The organism is Stutzerimonas sp. 21-1 (assembly GCF_056336065.1).
The window spans coordinates 3,095,216-3,110,107 of sequence record NZ_CM150500.1 but is presented as its reverse complement, the minus strand read 5'-3'; the positions used below and the strand labels follow the sequence as shown (position 1 = coordinate 3,110,107).

Annotated in this window: 12 protein-coding genes, 2 tRNA genes and 1 rRNA gene; 10 read left to right on the top strand and 5 right to left on the bottom strand. The window is 60.8% G+C overall.

Annotated features, from left to right (window positions below):
• Positions 1-36 precede the first annotated feature (36 nt).
• The 4 genes from AC0ZJQ_RS15100 to AC0ZJQ_RS15085 form a co-directional block, all read right to left on the bottom strand.
• A complete protein-coding gene (locus AC0ZJQ_RS15100; RefSeq protein ID WP_167134670.1) occupies positions 37-834 on the bottom strand; it encodes a cyclic nucleotide-binding domain-containing protein in 798 nt (265 codons plus the stop codon).
• Positions 835-938: 104 nt separating this feature from the next.
• Positions 939-1,205, bottom strand: coding sequence for a TfoX/Sxy family protein (locus AC0ZJQ_RS15095; protein WP_008568887.1), 267 nt, complete (start codon positions 1,203-1,205; stop codon positions 939-941).
• Between the two features lie 18 nt (positions 1,206-1,223).
• Complete coding sequence (locus AC0ZJQ_RS15090) at positions 1,224-2,018, bottom strand: class I SAM-dependent methyltransferase (protein WP_167134674.1); 795 nt, start codon at positions 2,016-2,018, stop codon at positions 1,224-1,226.
• Positions 2,019-2,088: 70 nt separating this feature from the next.
• Complete coding sequence (locus AC0ZJQ_RS15085) at positions 2,089-3,651, bottom strand: bifunctional aminoglycoside phosphotransferase/ATP-binding protein (RefSeq protein ID WP_314017422.1); 1,563 nt, start codon at positions 3,649-3,651, stop codon at positions 2,089-2,091.
• A gap of 158 nt (positions 3,652-3,809) precedes the next feature.
• Between AC0ZJQ_RS15085 and mrcB the strand changes: the two genes are divergently transcribed.
• Genes mrcB through AC0ZJQ_RS15070 form a run of 3 tightly spaced genes read left to right on the top strand, consistent with a single transcriptional unit; the run spans position 3,810 to position 7,205 of the window.
• Positions 3,810-6,122 (top strand): penicillin-binding protein 1B, encoded by a 2,313-nt coding sequence (gene mrcB, locus AC0ZJQ_RS15080; RefSeq protein ID WP_314017420.1) that lies wholly within the window; start codon positions 3,810-3,812, stop codon positions 6,120-6,122.
• A gap of 58 nt (positions 6,123-6,180) precedes the next feature.
• Positions 6,181-6,885 (top strand): tetratricopeptide repeat protein, encoded by a 705-nt coding sequence (locus tag AC0ZJQ_RS15075; protein WP_314017419.1) that lies wholly within the window; start codon positions 6,181-6,183, stop codon positions 6,883-6,885.
• Positions 6,885-7,205: a YqcC family protein gene (locus AC0ZJQ_RS15070; protein ID WP_008568883.1), complete on the top strand. Its 321-nt coding sequence runs from the start codon at positions 6,885-6,887 to the stop codon at positions 7,203-7,205. The genes AC0ZJQ_RS15075 and AC0ZJQ_RS15070 overlap by 1 nt, the downstream gene beginning before the upstream one ends.
• 44 nt (positions 7,206-7,249) lie before the next feature.
• Here AC0ZJQ_RS15070 and AC0ZJQ_RS15065 read toward each other — a convergent pair whose 3' ends face one another.
• Positions 7,250-7,687, bottom strand: a complete 438-nt coding sequence (locus tag AC0ZJQ_RS15065; protein ID WP_213661774.1) for a DUF4124 domain-containing protein — start codon at positions 7,685-7,687, stop codon at positions 7,250-7,252.
• Positions 7,688-8,093: 406 nt separating this feature from the next.
• On the opposite strand from AC0ZJQ_RS15065, the gene AC0ZJQ_RS15060 reads away from it, so the two are divergent.
• The 7 genes from AC0ZJQ_RS15060 (at position 8,094) to AC0ZJQ_RS15030 (ending at position 14,794) form a co-directional block, all read left to right on the top strand.
• Positions 8,094-9,818 (top strand): acetolactate synthase 3 large subunit, encoded by a 1,725-nt coding sequence (locus AC0ZJQ_RS15060; protein WP_008568881.1) that lies wholly within the window; start codon positions 8,094-8,096, stop codon positions 9,816-9,818.
• Positions 9,819-9,820: 2 nt separating this feature from the next.
• Positions 9,821-10,312: an acetolactate synthase small subunit gene (gene ilvN / locus AC0ZJQ_RS15055; protein ID WP_003288852.1), complete on the top strand. Its 492-nt coding sequence runs from the start codon at positions 9,821-9,823 to the stop codon at positions 10,310-10,312.
• 73 nt (positions 10,313-10,385) lie between these two features.
• Positions 10,386-11,402 (top strand): ketol-acid reductoisomerase, encoded by a 1,017-nt coding sequence (ilvC, locus tag AC0ZJQ_RS15050; protein ID WP_155552943.1) that lies wholly within the window; start codon positions 10,386-10,388, stop codon positions 11,400-11,402.
• Between the two features lie 151 nt (positions 11,403-11,553).
• The gene (pssA, locus tag AC0ZJQ_RS15045) at positions 11,554-12,393 is read left to right on the top strand and encodes a CDP-diacylglycerol--serine O-phosphatidyltransferase (RefSeq protein WP_155552941.1); all 840 of its coding nucleotides are present in this window, start codon (positions 11,554-11,556) and stop codon (positions 12,391-12,393) included.
• A 618-nt stretch (positions 12,394-13,011) separates the two neighbouring features.
• Positions 13,012-14,548: ribosomal RNA gene (locus AC0ZJQ_RS15040) — 16S ribosomal RNA — on the top strand.
• Between the two features lie 64 nt (positions 14,549-14,612).
• A tRNA-Ile gene (locus AC0ZJQ_RS15035) sits at positions 14,613-14,689 on the top strand.
• Positions 14,690-14,718: 29 nt separating this feature from the next.
• Positions 14,719-14,794: transfer RNA gene (locus tag AC0ZJQ_RS15030), tRNA-Ala, on the top strand.
• Positions 14,795-14,892: the final 98 nt, after the last annotated feature.

Below are 14,892 nucleotides of genomic sequence, written 5' to 3'. Positions count from 1 at the left end.
CAAGTCAACGCTTGGAATAAAAGAATTTTCAACACCTCATGCGGGAACGGCCAGGCGTAACTGAGTGACTTCCTTGTTCAGCAGATCGATGCGTCGCGCCATGCTTTCGATGAGGCTGTGGGCGATGCGGGGATTGTTTTGTGTGAGGCTGAGGAATTGCTCCTTGGGAATCACCATGACGGTGCAGGGTTCGCTGGCGACCACAGTGGCGTTGCGCTTCTCGCGCGTGAAGACGGCCATCGCCCCGAAAATCTCGTCCTTCTGCACATCGCCGACCTTCTGCCCATCGACGAGCGCCTCCGCACGGCCGTCAACAATGATGAACACGTTGTCGGCCTCATCGCCCTGATGGATCAGTTCATCGCCGGCGGCGAAATGACGGAACCCGGTGGCCGGCCGGACGTCCGGCTGACGCAGACGTGCCAGGGCATCGCCGAGCAGCGCGGTGTGCCCGCTGAGGTACTGGATGAGCAGTTCTTGGCGGTGCGCGTCGGCCTGGATGTGCGCGAGCACGTCGCTGCGGGTGTAGGGAACCAGGCGGACAGGCTCGTCGCTGCAGTACCGGCAGGGCGGCAGTTCGCTGCCCTGATGCAGGCCGAGCAGATCACCTTCCTGCAGATAGAACAGTGGTTTGTCGTCGATTCGTGCATGCAGCAGGCCGCTGTCGACCAGGTACAGCCGTTCGGCGGCCAGTTCGCTGCCGAGGTCGTCGGTGTGCCCGTACTCGATGGGCGCGCCGCAGGGTGCCAGCCCGTCGAGCAGCTGGCCCGGAATGCCCTGCAGATGGCTGATCAGCCGATCGGCATAGGCCGGTTGCTCTCCGAGTAGATACATGTCGGTAATCCTTGAACGAACAGGCGAAATCGATGGCTGACGCGATTCGCGCACAATAGGCACGGCCTTTGGGGGAGTAAATCCTGGCCGGTGGAGGTTGTGAGCTAGCTCTTATTGTGACTTTCGTCGAGAAGCCGGTTCAGTTCGTCCTTCAGCGACGCCGGCAGCTCCTGCCAGGGGAGATCGCGCAGGGCACCTTCGATGGCATACAGGAGCACGCGTGAGGCGCCGAAACCGCGGGCTTTGACCGCCCGGTAGGAGCCTACCGCGCCGAGTCGGCGCAGGTCGGCAGCGGTATGAATGCCCGAGGCGTGCAGCCACTGTGAGGAAGTCTTGCCGAGGTTGCGCAGGGTGAGCAGTTCATCGTGCATGGCAGCTTCCTTGCGTAGCTACTGGGTGGGATAACCTGCAAGAAAATGGAGTGGCCAGCGAATGCGCCGTGATGCTTGCACATCGCCCCACGCCTCGCGCAGCGAAGCCTGTACGGCGGCAACCGGGTCGCTGCCATGCGTTTGCTGCCACTTCGTCACGGCCGACCAGGTACGCAGGTAGCCAATCAGCTGTTCGAAGCTCCAGGTCGCCTCGAGTGCGAAGGCTGGAACGGCGAGTCGCGCGAAAGGTAGATGAATGTCCCGATAGCCGGCGTCGACGCTTGCGCGGCCAGCCGGCCAGTATCCGGCGAGCGTCTTGCCGTGCAGGCGGTTGATGATGTCGTCCAGTGCTGGATCAATCTCCAGCAGGCTGTAGCACCAGGCGCAGAACAGTCCGCCCGGTTTCAGCGCCCGGCGCGCCTGCGCGAAGAAGGCTGGCGAGGCGAACCAGTGCAGCGCCTGGGCCACCACGATCAGATCCAGCTGGTTGTCCTTGAGCGGCAACTGTTCGGCATCGGCGACGAAACGCCCGACCGATTCCCAGTGCGCGCCGGCATTCAATTGCGCCGCGCTGGCGTCACAGGCGAGCACCCGGTGGAAGTGCCGCTGCAGCGGCAGGCTGGCCTGGCCGTTGCCGGCGGCGATGTCCAGCGCTATGTCGGTTCGCCGGCATTGGCCGGCCAGCCAGGTGAACAGGCCGGCCGGGTAGTGCGGGCGAAACTGCGCATAGCCGCTGGCGCGTGCCGAGAACAGTTCGACGCTGTCACGTGCGACCTGTGGTGTGGGCAGGGTGGGCGTGGAGCAGTCGGACATGTTCGATTTCCGTGCGGGGGTGCGTGTGAGTATAGAAGGGGCGCCACGATCTGCTCGCAGCGCCCCCGGCTCAGACGCCCGGCAGATGCTGGCGAATGGCTTCGACCAGACTGTCGAGACTGCCGGCATCGTGGGTGTCGATGCGCCGGCTGCGCGCTTGTTCCTGTTCGCTGAGTGGATCGCGACTGGCCTGCTGCGCGCGGATCACCTCCTGCGTGGCATCCGAAGGGTCACTACCCTCCGCCTGGCGCTGCGCCAGCCACTGCTCCAGCACCGCATCCGGCGCATGACAGTCGAGGATCAGGAAGGGTACGCCGGTAGCTTCGGCAATCTGCCAGGCCGCTTCGCGCTGCGCCTGCTTGAGATAGGTCGCATCGATGACGACCGGAAAGCCAGCGAGCAAGGCGTGCTCGGCAAGCTGGTGCAGTCGCTGGTAGGTCGCGTCGCTGGCATCCTGGCTGTAGATGCCGGCGTTGAGCTGGCCTTGCTGGTCGGCCGTCTGCACTCCGTGCAGCCGCTTGCGCTCGACATCCGAGCGCAAGCGCACGGTGCCCAGGGCTTCGACCAGACGCAGCGCCACGTGGCTCTTGCCGACGGCCGACACGCCGTGGGTGATCGCCAGAAAGCGCGACGGGATGGCGCTGTAGCTCTCCGCCAGGTTGGCGTAGCTGCGGTACTGGCGCAGGATCACCTTGCGCTCCACTGCATCCTGCTCCTGATACAGGCGGAACAGGCTGACCTTGGCGCGCACCAGGGCACGATAGGCCTTGTACAGGTTGAGCAGCTCGAGCGCGGCGTAGTCGCCAGTGTGCTCCAGCCAGCCATTGAGGAAGCGTCGTGCCTGGCATTTCAGGCCGCGGTCTTCGAGGTCCATCGCGAGGAAGGCGGCATCCGAAGCGATGTCGATCAGGCGGAACGGCTCGTTGAATTCGATGCAGTCGAACAGCACGACCTCGCCGTCGATCAGCGTGGCGTTGCCCAGGTGCAGATCGCCGTGACATTCGCGGACGAAGCCTTCCTTGCAGCGCCGCTGCAGCAGCGGCCGCAGGCGGCTGGCGCTGGTTTCGGTCCATTCCTGCAGGGCGTCGAGCTGACGCAGATCGGTGTCTTCGTTCAGCAGCGGACGGATCTGCTCGAAGTTCTGCCGCATCGGCGCGACGATCGCCTCGGGCGTGTTGAGCGGATGGTCAGCGGCTACCTGTGGGGTTTGCAGGTGGAAGGAGGCGATCTGCCGCGCCAGCGCATCGATGTGGGCGTCGGTCAGTTCGCCGCGTGCCTGGAGTTCCGCCAGCAGTTGAGATTGCGGGAACTCGCGCATCTTCAGCGCATATTCGATAGGCGCGCCCGCGCCATCCAGCTGCGGCGCCTGCTCGCTACCGGTGATCGGCAGTACCTCCAGGTACAGGCCGGCGGCCATGCGCTGGTTCAGGCGCAATTCTTCTTCGCAGAAGTGCTTGCGTGCCGCCAGCGCGGTGAAGTCGAGAAAGCCGAAGTCCACCGGCTTCTTGATCTTGTAGGCGAACTGGCCGGTGAGAATGACCCAGGAGATGTGTGTTTCGATGACCCGCAAGTCGTCGACCGGATGCGGATAGAGGGCCGGATTCTGCAGGGCGGCGATCAGTGCTTGGCTCACGGTCTTTCCTTGTTGAAGTTGTTGGAGGCGGCGTGGCGCTTCGCTGAGAAGCCCGTCACGCGGTCGAAAACCCCGGCATTATGGCGACTGAGGCCCAGGCTGCAAACCGCCGAGAGGGCGTCTGACCGTCACGACAAAGCTGCGTATAATGCGCCGCCATGACTAGATCCCGCTCTTCCCGTAGCCGCTCGAAACGCCGTGCCGGTAGTGCTCGCCCCTGGTTGGGGTGGGTGCTGAAACTCTCTATCGTCGGCCTGGTGATCCTCGCCGGGTTCGCCATTTACCTAGATGCCGTGGTGCAGGAGAAATTCTCCGGCAAGCGCTGGACCATCCCGGCCAAGGTCTACGCTCGCCCGCTCGAACTGTTCGTCGGGCAGAAGCTGGCCAAGGACGATTTCCTCACCGAACTCGACGCGCTGGGCTATCGCCGCGAGAAGGCGGTCAGCGGTCCGGGCAGTGCTTCGGTCGCCGGCAACAACGTCGAGCTGCATACCCGCGGCTTCCAGTTCTACGAGGGCGCGGAGGAGTCGCAGCGGGTGCGCGTGCGCTTTTCCGGTGACTTCGTCGCGGGGCTCAATCGTGCCAACGGCGGCCCGCTGGCGGTCGCGCGGCTCGAGCCGCTGCTGATCGGTGGGCTGTATCCGGCGCATAACGAGGATCGCATCCTGATCAAGCTTGATCAGGTACCGCCGTATCTGGTGGAGACGCTGGTGGCGGTCGAGGACCGCGAATTCTTCGACCATTTCGGCGTGTCGCCCAAGTCGATCGCCCGCGCTGTCTGGGTCAACCTGACGGCCGGTCAGGTGCGCCAGGGCGGCAGTACGCTGACCCAGCAGCTGGTCAAGAACTTCTACCTGACCAACGAGCGCAGCCTCAGCCGCAAGGCCACCGAGGCGATGATGGCGGTGCTGCTGGAGCTGCATTACGACAAACAGGAGATCCTCGAGGCCTACCTCAATGAGGTGTTCCTCGGGCAGGACGGTCGGCGCGCGATCCACGGCTTCGGCCTGGCCAGCCAGTATTTCTTCGGCCGGCCGCTGGCCGAGCTCAAGTTGCATCAGGTGGCGCTGCTGGTGGGTATGGTCAAGGGGCCGACCTATTACAACCCGCGGCGCAACCCGGAACGCGCCCTGGAGCGGCGCAACCTGATTCTCGACATGCTGGCCGAGCAGCAGGTGGTGACCGCCGAGGAGGCCGCGGCGGCCAAGCAGTTGCCGCTCGGTGTTACGCAGCGTGGCAGCATGGCGGACAGCTCCTATCCGGCGTTCCTCGATCTGGTCAAACGCCAGCTGCGCGAGGACTACCGCGAAGAAGACCTCACCGAGGAGGGGCTGCGTGTCTTCACCAGCTTCGATCCGATTCTGCAGCTCAAGGCCGAGTCGGCGATGAGCGATACGCTCAAGCGCCTCGGTAAGGGCGCGGAAGCCGTCGAGGGCGCGATGCTGGTGACCAACCCGGAAACCGGTGAGATCCAGGCTATGCTCGGCAGCCGGCAGCCGGGTTATGCGGGCTTCAACCGGGCGCTGGATGCGGTGCGGCCAATCGGCTCGCTGATCAAGCCGGCGATCTATCTCGCCGCGCTGGAGCGGCCCAGCCAGTACACCCTGACCAGCCTGCTGGAGGACGAACCGTTTTCGGTCGAGGGCGGCGACGGCAAGGTCTGGAAACCGCAGAACTATGGTCGCCAAGCCTATGGCACGGTGTACCTGTACCAAGCGCTGGCGAACTCCTACAACCTGTCGACGGCACGCCTGGGGCTCGATCTCGGTGTGCCGACCGTGCTCAAGACGCTGGCGCGCCTGGGTGCCTCACCGGACTGGCCGGCCTACCCGTCGATGCTGCTGGGCGCTGGTGGCTTGCGACCGATCGAAGTCGCGGACATGTACCAGACCCTCGCCAACGGTGGTTTCAACACACCGTTGCGTGGCATTCGCAGCGTGCTGACCGCTACCGGCGAGCCGCTCAAGCGCTACCCGTTCCAGATCGAGCAGCGTTTCGATGCCGGTGCCATCTACCTCACGCAGTACGCAATGCAGCGGGCGATGCACGAGGGCACCGGACGCTCGGCCTACAACCGCCTGCCGCGCTCGCTGAATCTGGCCGGCAAGACCGGAACCACCAACGATTCGCGAGACAGCTGGTTTGCCGGCTTCAGTCAGGATCTGCTGGCGGTGGTCTGGCTTGGTCGCGACGACAACGGCAAGACCTCGCTGACCGGCGCCACCGGGGCGCTGCAGGTCTGGACCGATTTCATGCGCCGCGCCGACCCGCTGCCGCTGAACATGCCGCTGCCGGACAATGTCGTGCAGGTTTGGGTCGATTCCGGTAGCGGCCAGGCGACCGACCAGCGCTGCCCGGGCGCGGTGCAAATGCCCTATATTCGCGGCAGTGAGCCGGCAGCCGGGCCCGGCTGCGGGCTCCAGGCGCCGGCCGAATCGGTCATGGACTGGGTACGAGGCTGGCTGCAGTGATTCGCCGGATTTGGCTATTCGCGTCTTTTAAGAGGTTTGCAGATTGAACAGGCAATGGATGATCGTACTGGCCGCCGCGGCCCTGCTTCCCGGATGCGCCACGGTTGACCGGCGCGCGATTCCGGTGGTCGATGCGGGGGCGCCGGTTTCCGAAGAAATGGCTGCGCGCCAGGCCTACCGGGCCCCGGGCATGGCGGCTGCGCCCCGGGCGCTGCCGGAGGATTCCGGCGTGACGGTAATGGTCCCGCAGGGTAGTTCGGCGCCGCTGCAGACGTACGCGGCACCGGACGGTGGCATCGTCGGCTCGATTGATCCGGCGCCGATGTCTCAGGGCGCGTGGAATGCGGCGCCGCCGTCCGCGCCCGCCATGACGGCACCCGCGCCCGCGCCGCAGCCGAGCGGCATTCCCTCATCGCGCGGCCTTTCGGCCGACGAACAGCTAGACGGCCCGGTGCTGGCGCTGTTGACCACCGCACAGCAGCTGCAGGGCAGTGGCGATCTCAACGGCGCCGCATCCAGCCTGGAGCGCGCGCAACGAATCGCTCCGCGTGAGCCGCAGGTGCTCTACCGCCTGGCACAGGTGCGACTGGCACAGGGCGATGCGGTACAGGCCGAGCAGCTTTCCCGTCGAGGTCTGAGCTACGCCAGCGGACGACCTGCACTGCAAGCCAGTCTGTGGGAGCTGATCGCTCAGGCACGGGAACGCCAGGGTGATGCTGCGGGTGCGGCCCAGGCACGCGAGCGCGCCAAGGTCAGCCTGTGATGGACGCGCGGCTGTCGGACGTGGCGCAGCAGCTGCTGCTGATCGAGCGGGAATTGCGTGTGCTTGGGTTGTGGGCATCAGCGCCGCCGTCACCCGTGGCGCTGGCCAGTGCTGAGCCATTCTGTGTCGACACGCTGGAGTTCGAAGAATGGCTGCAGTGGATTTTCCTACCGCGGATGAAGGCGATTCTGGAAGACAATCAGCCTCTGCCGGCGGTGTCCGGCATCCATTCGATGGCTGAGGTGGTCTATCGGGAGCGCCCCGTCGGGGCCTTGCTCGCTGCTCTGCTCGAATTCGACCGTCTGATCGTCAGAGAATAACGCCGCGAGTCGGCGCTGCGCGGCGGACTAGCGGCGAGGAGGGGTTACTGCTTGCAGTTCTCCTCGATCTTTTGCTTGGTTTCGGCAATGCGCGATTGGCGTTCCTCTTCTTTCAAACGGCGCACTTCGCCGTTTTCCTCGACGCGTACGCGCGGATTGTTTTGCAGTTGCGCCAGGTTGGTCTGCAGTGTCTCGCAATAGCGCTTGCGCTCGGCTTCCTGTTTGGCAACCTGTTGCTTGACCTTGTGATCGATTTTCTCCTGATCTACCAGCGACTCGCTGTTTTCACTGGCGTCTGATTCGGCGGCAACGGGCTTCGGTGGCGGGGTAACCGTATTCAGAGTCTGGGCGGCCTGACCTTGCGGCGGTTGCGCACTGAAGTGGGTGATGCCCTGTGCGTCGACCCATTTGTATACCTGCGCGGCCATTGTGCTGCTACTCAGGGCGAGCAGGAGGCTGCCGACAATAACCATCGATCGCATGTGTTTTCCTTCGTGTGAGCGGAACCAGCGGCACTATACCCAAAAGCCCGAGTGCCGCTGCTGCACCAGATCACAGCCTGAATGCACCTCAACGCAACGGCAGGCTTGACTTGCCAGCGCCGAATCCGAACAATCCGAGACTTGCTGTCCTGAGCCGCTTCGCCGCAAGTGATACCGGCTCAGCCTAGACAGACATGAGGTGCTACCCGCGCCGACCTGCATCACCCGCAACGCGTTACCTCGCGCTGGGTGGAGAGCCCGCGACAACAGGGTTTCTTCCAATACTGGCTCAGTCAGTGGCTGACGTAGTCGGCGACCACCGTCGCTCATGCCCTGCCGGCAGTAAACCTATTTCAGGTGGCTCCGCTCTTTGGAGTCGCTATCTGGCGTTTCAGAGGTGAACAACGTGGAACTCTTATCCGGCGCTGAAATGGTCGTCCGCTTCCTGCGTGACGAAGGCGTTAAGTACATCTACGGGTACCCGGGCGGTGCCGTTCTGCATATCTACGATGCGCTTTTCAAGGAAAAGTCCATCGAGCACATCCTGGTTCGTCACGAGCAGGCTGCCACCCATATGGCCGATGGCTATGCGCGTGCGACCGGCAAGGCCGGCGTGGTGCTGGTGACCTCCGGTCCTGGGGCGACCAATGCCATCACCGGTATCGCCACCGCCTTCATGGACTCGATCCCGATGGTGGTCATCTCCGGTCAGGTGCCCAGCACCATGGTCGGCACCGATGCCTTCCAGGAAACCGACATGATCGGCATCTCTCGTCCGATCGTGAAGCACAGCTTCATGATCAAGCATCCTTCGGAAATCCCCGAGGTGATGAAGAAGGCGTTCTATCTTGCCGAGTCCGGGCGTCCTGGGCCGGTGGTCATCGATATCCCGAAGGATATGACCAACCCGGCCGAAAAATTCGAATATGTCTACCCGAAGAAGGCCAAGCTGCGTTCGTACAGCCCGGCCGTGCGTGGGCATTCGGGGCAGATTCGCAAAGCGGCGGAGCTACTGCTGGGAGCCAAGCGGCCCATCATCTACGCCGGTGGCGGCGTGGTCCTGGGTGGTGCTTCGGCGCAGCTGACCGAGCTGGCGAAGATGCTCAACCTGCCGGTGACCAACACCCTGATGGGCCTGGGTTGCTATCCGGGCAGCGATCGCCAGTTCGTCGGCATGCTGGGTATGCACGGCAGCTACACCGCCAACCTGGCCATGCACCATTCCGACGTGATCCTGGCGGTGGGTGCGCGCTTCGATGACCGCGTGATCAATGGTGCGGCGAAGTTCTGCCCGAACGCCAAGATCATCCATATCGATATCGATCCGGCGTCCATTTCCAAGACCATCAAGGCCGACATCCCGATCGTCGGTCCGGTCGATAGTGTGCTGACTGAGATGGTCGCCATCGTCAAGGAAATCGGCCAGGCGCCGAATGCCGAGACGGTCGCCAGCTGGTGGAAGCAGATCGACGAGTGGCGCGGCAACCGCGGGCTGTTCCCTTATGACAAGGGCGATGGTTCGATCATCAAGCCGCAGACCGCCATCGAGGTGCTCTGCGAAGTGACCAAGGGCGAGGCCTATGTTGCCTCGGACGTCGGTCAGCACCAGATGTTCGCCTGCCAGTATTACAAGTTCGATAAGCCCAACCGCTGGCTCAACTCGGGCGGCCTCGGCACTATGGGCTTCGGTCTGCCGGCAGCCATGGGCGTGAAGCTGAACTTCCCTGACGCCGATGTCGCCTGTGTGACCGGCGAGGGCAGTATCCAGATGAATATCCAGGAGCTGTCGACCTGCCTGCAGTACGACCTGCCGGTGAAGATCATCAACCTCAACAACGGTGCGCTGGGCATGGTCCGCCAGTGGCAGGACATGGTCTACAACAGCCGTTACTCGCACTCCTACATGGAGTCGCTGCCGGACTTCGTCAAGCTGGCTGAAGCCTACGGGCACGTTGGCATGCGCATCACCGACCTGAAGGACCTCAAGCCGAAAATGGAAGAGGCCTTCGCCATGAAGGATCGCCTGGTATTCCTCGATATCGCCGTTGACACCAGCGAACACGTCTACCCGATGCAGATCAAAGACGGCGCGATGCGCGATATGTGGCTGAGCAAGACGGAGCGGACCTGATCATGAGACACATCATTTCCCTTTTGATGGAAAACGAACCGGGCGCACTGTCTCGCGTGGTCGGGCTGTTCTCGCAGCGCAACTACAACATCGAGAGCCTGACCGTGGCGCCGACCGAGGATCCGACGCTGTCGCGCCTGACCCTGACCACTATCGGCCACGAGGAGGTGATCGAGCAGATCACCAAGAACCTCAACAAGCTGGTGGAAGTCGTCAAGCTGGTCGACCTGTCCGAAAGCGCCCATATCGAGCGCGAGCTGATGCTCATCAAGGTCAAGGCCACCGGCGCCCAGCGCGCCGAGGTCAAGCGCACTACCGACATCTTCCGTGGGCAGATCGTCGATGTGACTACCAGCGTCTATACCATCCAGTTGGCCGGAACCAGCGACAAGCTGGACAGCTTCATCCAGGCCATCGGAACCGCAGCGATTCTTGAGGTTGTACGCAGTGGCGTCACCGGGATCTCCCGGGGCGACAAGGTACTGAGTATCTGACTGGTCACGCTCGCTGAGCCAGTTGGCAACGTTTTATCGAATGGCCCACGAGGCCGGCAACAGGGGTAGTTTCATGAAGGTTTCATACGATAAAGATTGCGATCTTTCGATCATCCAGGGCAAGAAAGTCGCCATCATCGGTTACGGCTCCCAGGGCCACGCGCATGCGTGCAACCTGAAGGACTCCGGCGTTGACGTCACCGTCGGCTTGCGTCCGGGCTCGTCGTCGATCGCCAAGGCCGAGGCTCATGGCCTCAAGGTCAGTGATGTGCCGGCAGCTGTCGCAGCCGCCGACCTGGTGATGATCCTGACTCCTGACGAGTTCCAGGGTCGTCTGTACAAAGACGAGATCGAGCCGAACCTGAAGAAGGGCGCAACCCTGGCCTTCGCGCACGGCTTCTCGATCCACTACAATCAGGTGGTGCCGCGCGCCGACCTGGACGTAATCATGATCGCGCCGAAAGCGCCGGGCCACACAGTGCGCTCCGAGTTCGTGCGTGGCGGCGGCATCCCCGACCTGATTGCCATCTATCAGGATGCTTCCGGCAATGCGCGCAACGTCGCGCTGTCCTACGCCTGCGGCGTGGGCGGCGGTCGTACCGGCATCATCGAAACCACCTTCAAGGACGAGACCGAAACCGACCTGTTCGGTGAGCAGGCCGTGCTTTGTGGCGGTTGCGTCGAGCTGGTCAAGGCCGGTTTTGAAACCCTCGTTGAAGCGGGTTACGCGCCGGAAATGGCCTACTTCGAGTGCCTGCACGAGCTGAAGCTGATCGTCGACCTGATGTTCGAAGGCGGCATCGCCAACATGAACTACTCGATCTCCAACAACGCCGAGTACGGCGAATACGTCACCGGTCCGGAAGTCATCAACGCCGAATCCCGTGCTGCTATGCGCAATGCTCTCAAGCGCATCCAGAATGGTGAATACGCCAAGATGTTCATCACCGAAGGTGCCACCAACTACCCGTCGATGACGGCCTATCGTCGCAACAATGCTGCACACGGCATCGAAGTCGTCGGCGAGAAGCTGCGTGCGATGATGCCTTGGATCGCCGCTAACAAGATTGTCGACAAGAGCAAGAACTGATTTCCGTTCTGCTGGAGAAACGCGGCCTCGGCCGCGTTTTTTCGTTTTGGCGTCCAGTCATCTGGTATAAAACGAGTGTTTGGCCGGACCTGAACCGCATGTCTTCAGGCTTGGTCGAATTTATCCGTACCTGTTGTGAAGGTGATAGTGCATGAATGAGCAACCTGAAGAGCCGAACAAGGCGGTTGAGGCGGAAAGCATTCTGCCGATTGACGAGCACGTCGAGGAAACTCAAGGCCCCGATGGTCGAAAGGTCCGTCATCGTGGAATTTACCTGCTGCCTAATCTGTTCACCACGGCCAACCTGTTTGCCGGATTCTTTTCCATCATCACGGCCATCAACGGCAATTTTTACGTGGCTGCGGCGACCGTGTTCGTGGCGATGGTGCTCGACAGCCTAGATGGGCGCGTGGCGCGTTTGACCAACACGCAAAGCGCGTTCGGCGCTGAGTACGACTCTCTCTCGGATATGGTGGCTTTCGGTCTGGCACCAGCGGTTTTGGCGTACGAATGGGCATTGTCCGAGCTGGGTAACGTCGGACTCACGGTTGCCTTCATTTATGTAGCTTGCGCGGCCTTGAGGTTGGCGCGATTCAATACCCAGATTGGCAAGGTCGATAAGCGCTGGTTCATCGGCTTGGCAAGTCCTGCGGCGGCCGGGGTGGTTGCAGGTTGGGTATGGGCCGTCTGGGCGTTGGACGATCAAGGCATTCGAGGTGTGGACCTACCGCTTGTGCTGGTCATGCTGTTCGCACTGATGGTTGCCGCCGCCGGTCTGCTAATGGTCAGCAATATCAAGTACTACAGCTTCAAGGACCTTGATCTAAAGGGGCGCGTGCCGTTCGTAGCGATCCTGATCGTGGTGTTGGTCTTTGCCGTGGTCTTCAGCGATCCGCCGCGAGTTCTGCTGCTTATTTTTCTTGGCTATGCCGCCTCCGGTCCCATTCAGCATTTGATGCAGATGCGGCGTCGCAAGCGCATCGAGGATTGATTGCTATCGAGCAGCGCCGCAGTCTCTGGCGGCGCTCATTTGTGTAATATGCAAATTAACGGTTGACGCCCATTTTCAGGCCCCTATAATGCGCACCACTTCTGGCGCGGTCCTCTGCTAAAAGTTCTTGTAAATCAACAAGTTGCTTTGAGATTGAGGGTTGCGCTGGTGGCGGATTCGAGTAGAATGCGCCGGGCTGACAGGGTGGTGGTTGAGTCCTGTTGGTGGCTTCGGTCGGGTTGATCGGAGGCGGTTGAAAGAGGTGGTTGACAGCGGTTTTGAACGCTGTATGATTCGCCTCCCGCTGACGAGAGATGAAGATTGATCGAAGCGGCAAGCGGTTGAGTAGAAAAGAGATTTTCGAAAAAAACAGCTTGACAGTGAGAAAGGCTGCTGTAGAATGCGCGGCCTCGGTTGAGACGAAAGGCTTGATCGAAACGCTCTTTAACAACTGAATCAAGCAATTCGTGTGGGTGCTTGTGAATGTAAGACTGAATAGTCGCAAGATTATCAGCATCACAAAGCAACACTCGTTAATTCGAGAGTTACTCTTTACTTGTAAAGAGATTTGCGATTGCTGAGCCAAGTTTAGGGTTTTCTCAAAACCCAAGCAGTATTGAACTGAAGAGTTTGATCATGGCTCAGATTGAACGCTGGCGGCAGGCCTAACACATGCAAGTCGAGCGGATGAGTGGAGCTTGCTCCATGATTCAGCGGCGGACGGGTGAGTAATGCCTAGGAATCTGCCTGGTAGTGGGGGACAACGTTTCGAAAGGAACGCTAATACCGCATACGTCCTACGGGAGAAAGTGGGGGATCTTCGGACCTCACGCTATCAGATGAGCCTAGGTCGGATTAGCTAGTTGGCGAGGTAAAGGCTCACCAAGGCGACGATCCGTAACTGGTCTGAGAGGATGATCAGTCACACTGGAACTGAGACACGGTCCAGACTCCTACGGGAGGCAGCAGTGGGGAATATTGGACAATGGGCGAAAGCCTGATCCAGCCATGCCGCGTGTGTGAAGAAGGTCTTCGGATTGTAAAGCACTTTAAGTTGGGAGGAAGGGCAGTAAGCTAATACCTTGCTGTTTTGACGTTACCGACAGAATAAGCACCGGCTAACTTCGTGCCAGCAGCCGCGGTAATACGAAGGGTGCAAGCGTTAATCGGAATTACTGGGCGTAAAGCGCGCGTAGGTGGTTCGTTAAGTTGGATGTGAAAGCCCCGGGCTCAACCTGGGAACTGCATCCAAAACTGGCGAGCTAGAGTATGGCAGAGGGTGGTGGAATTTCCTGTGTAGCGGTGAAATGCGTAGATATAGGAAGGAACACCAGTGGCGAAGGCGACCACCTGGGCTAATACTGACACTGAGGTGCGAAAGCGTGGGGAGCAAACAGGATTAGATACCCTGGTAGTCCACGCCGTAAACGATGTCGACTAGCCGTTGGGATCCTTGAGATCTTAGTGGCGCAGCTAACGCATTAAGTCGACCGCCTGGGGAGTACGGCCGCAAGGTTAAAACTCAAATGAATTGACGGGGGCCCGCACAAGCGGTGGAGCATGTGGTTTAATTCGAAGCAACGCGAAGAACCTTACCAGGCCTTGACATGCTGAGAACCTGCCAGAGATGGCGGGGTGCCTTCGGGAACTCAGACACAGGTGCTGCATGGCTGTCGTCAGCTCGTGTCGTGAGATGTTGGGTTAAGTCCCGTAACGAGCGCAACCCTTGTCCTTAGTTACCAGCACGTTATGGTGGGCACTCTAAGGAGACTGCCGGTGACAAACCGGAGGAAGGTGGGGATGACGTCAAGTCATCATGGCCCTTACGGCCTGGGCTACACACGTGCTACAATGGTCGGTACAAAGGGTTGCCAAGCCGCGAGGTGGAGCTAATCCCATAAAACCGATCGTAGTCCGGATCGCAGTCTGCAACTCGACTGCGTGAAGTCGGAATCGCTAGTAATCGTGAATCAGAATGTCACGGTGAATACGTTCCCGGGCCTTGTACACACCGCCCGTCACACCATGGGAGTGGGTTGCTCCAGAAGTAGCTAGTCTAACCTTCGGGGGGACGGTTACCACGGAGTGATTCATGACTGGGGTGAAGTCGTAACAAGGTAGCCGTAGGGGAACCTGCGGCTGGATCACCTCCTTAATCGAAGACATCAGCTTCTTCATAAGCTCCCACACGAATTGCTTGATTCATTGCGAAGACGATTGGGTCTGTAGCTCAGTTGGTTAGAGCGCACCCCTGATAAGGGTGAGGTCGGCAGTTCGAATCTGCCCAGACCCACCAATGTTATGGGGCGTAGGCTTCAAGACATTGGGGCCATAGCTCAGCTGGGAGAGCGCCTGCTTTGCACGCAGGAGGTCAGGAGTTCGATCCTCCTTGGCTCCACCACCACTCGTTAGAGTTCAGAAATGAACATTTGCAGGTTTGCTGTGAAATGTTGATTTCTGGTCTTTACCAGAATCGTTCTTTAAAAATTTGGGTATGTG

What these genes read in the sequence shown, in the direction of transcription:
- AC0ZJQ_RS15070 (WP_008568883.1), top strand. Translation starts at nt 6,885, where the DNA reads ATGGACGCGCGGCTGTCGGACGTGGCGCAGCAGCTGCTGCTGATCGAG.
- AC0ZJQ_RS15100 (WP_167134670.1), bottom strand. Translation starts at nt 834, where the DNA reads ATGTATCTACTCGGAGAGCAACCGGCCTATGCCGATCGGCTGATCAGC.
- AC0ZJQ_RS15090 (WP_167134674.1), bottom strand. Translation starts at nt 2,018, where the DNA reads ATGTCCGACTGCTCCACGCCCACCCTGCCCACACCACAGGTCGCACGT.
- AC0ZJQ_RS15065 (WP_213661774.1), bottom strand. Translation starts at nt 7,687, where the DNA reads ATGCGATCGATGGTTATTGTCGGCAGCCTCCTGCTCGCCCTGAGTAGC.
- pssA (WP_155552941.1), top strand. Translation starts at nt 11,554, where the DNA reads ATGAATGAGCAACCTGAAGAGCCGAACAAGGCGGTTGAGGCGGAAAGC.
- AC0ZJQ_RS15095 (WP_008568887.1), bottom strand. Translation starts at nt 1,205, where the DNA reads ATGCACGATGAACTGCTCACCCTGCGCAACCTCGGCAAGACTTCCTCA.
- AC0ZJQ_RS15075 (WP_314017419.1), top strand. Translation starts at nt 6,181, where the DNA reads ATGATCGTACTGGCCGCCGCGGCCCTGCTTCCCGGATGCGCCACGGTT.
- ilvC (WP_155552943.1), top strand. Translation starts at nt 10,386, where the DNA reads ATGAAGGTTTCATACGATAAAGATTGCGATCTTTCGATCATCCAGGGC.
- mrcB (WP_314017420.1), top strand. Translation starts at nt 3,810, where the DNA reads ATGACTAGATCCCGCTCTTCCCGTAGCCGCTCGAAACGCCGTGCCGGT.
- ilvN (WP_003288852.1), top strand. Translation starts at nt 9,821, where the DNA reads ATGAGACACATCATTTCCCTTTTGATGGAAAACGAACCGGGCGCACTG.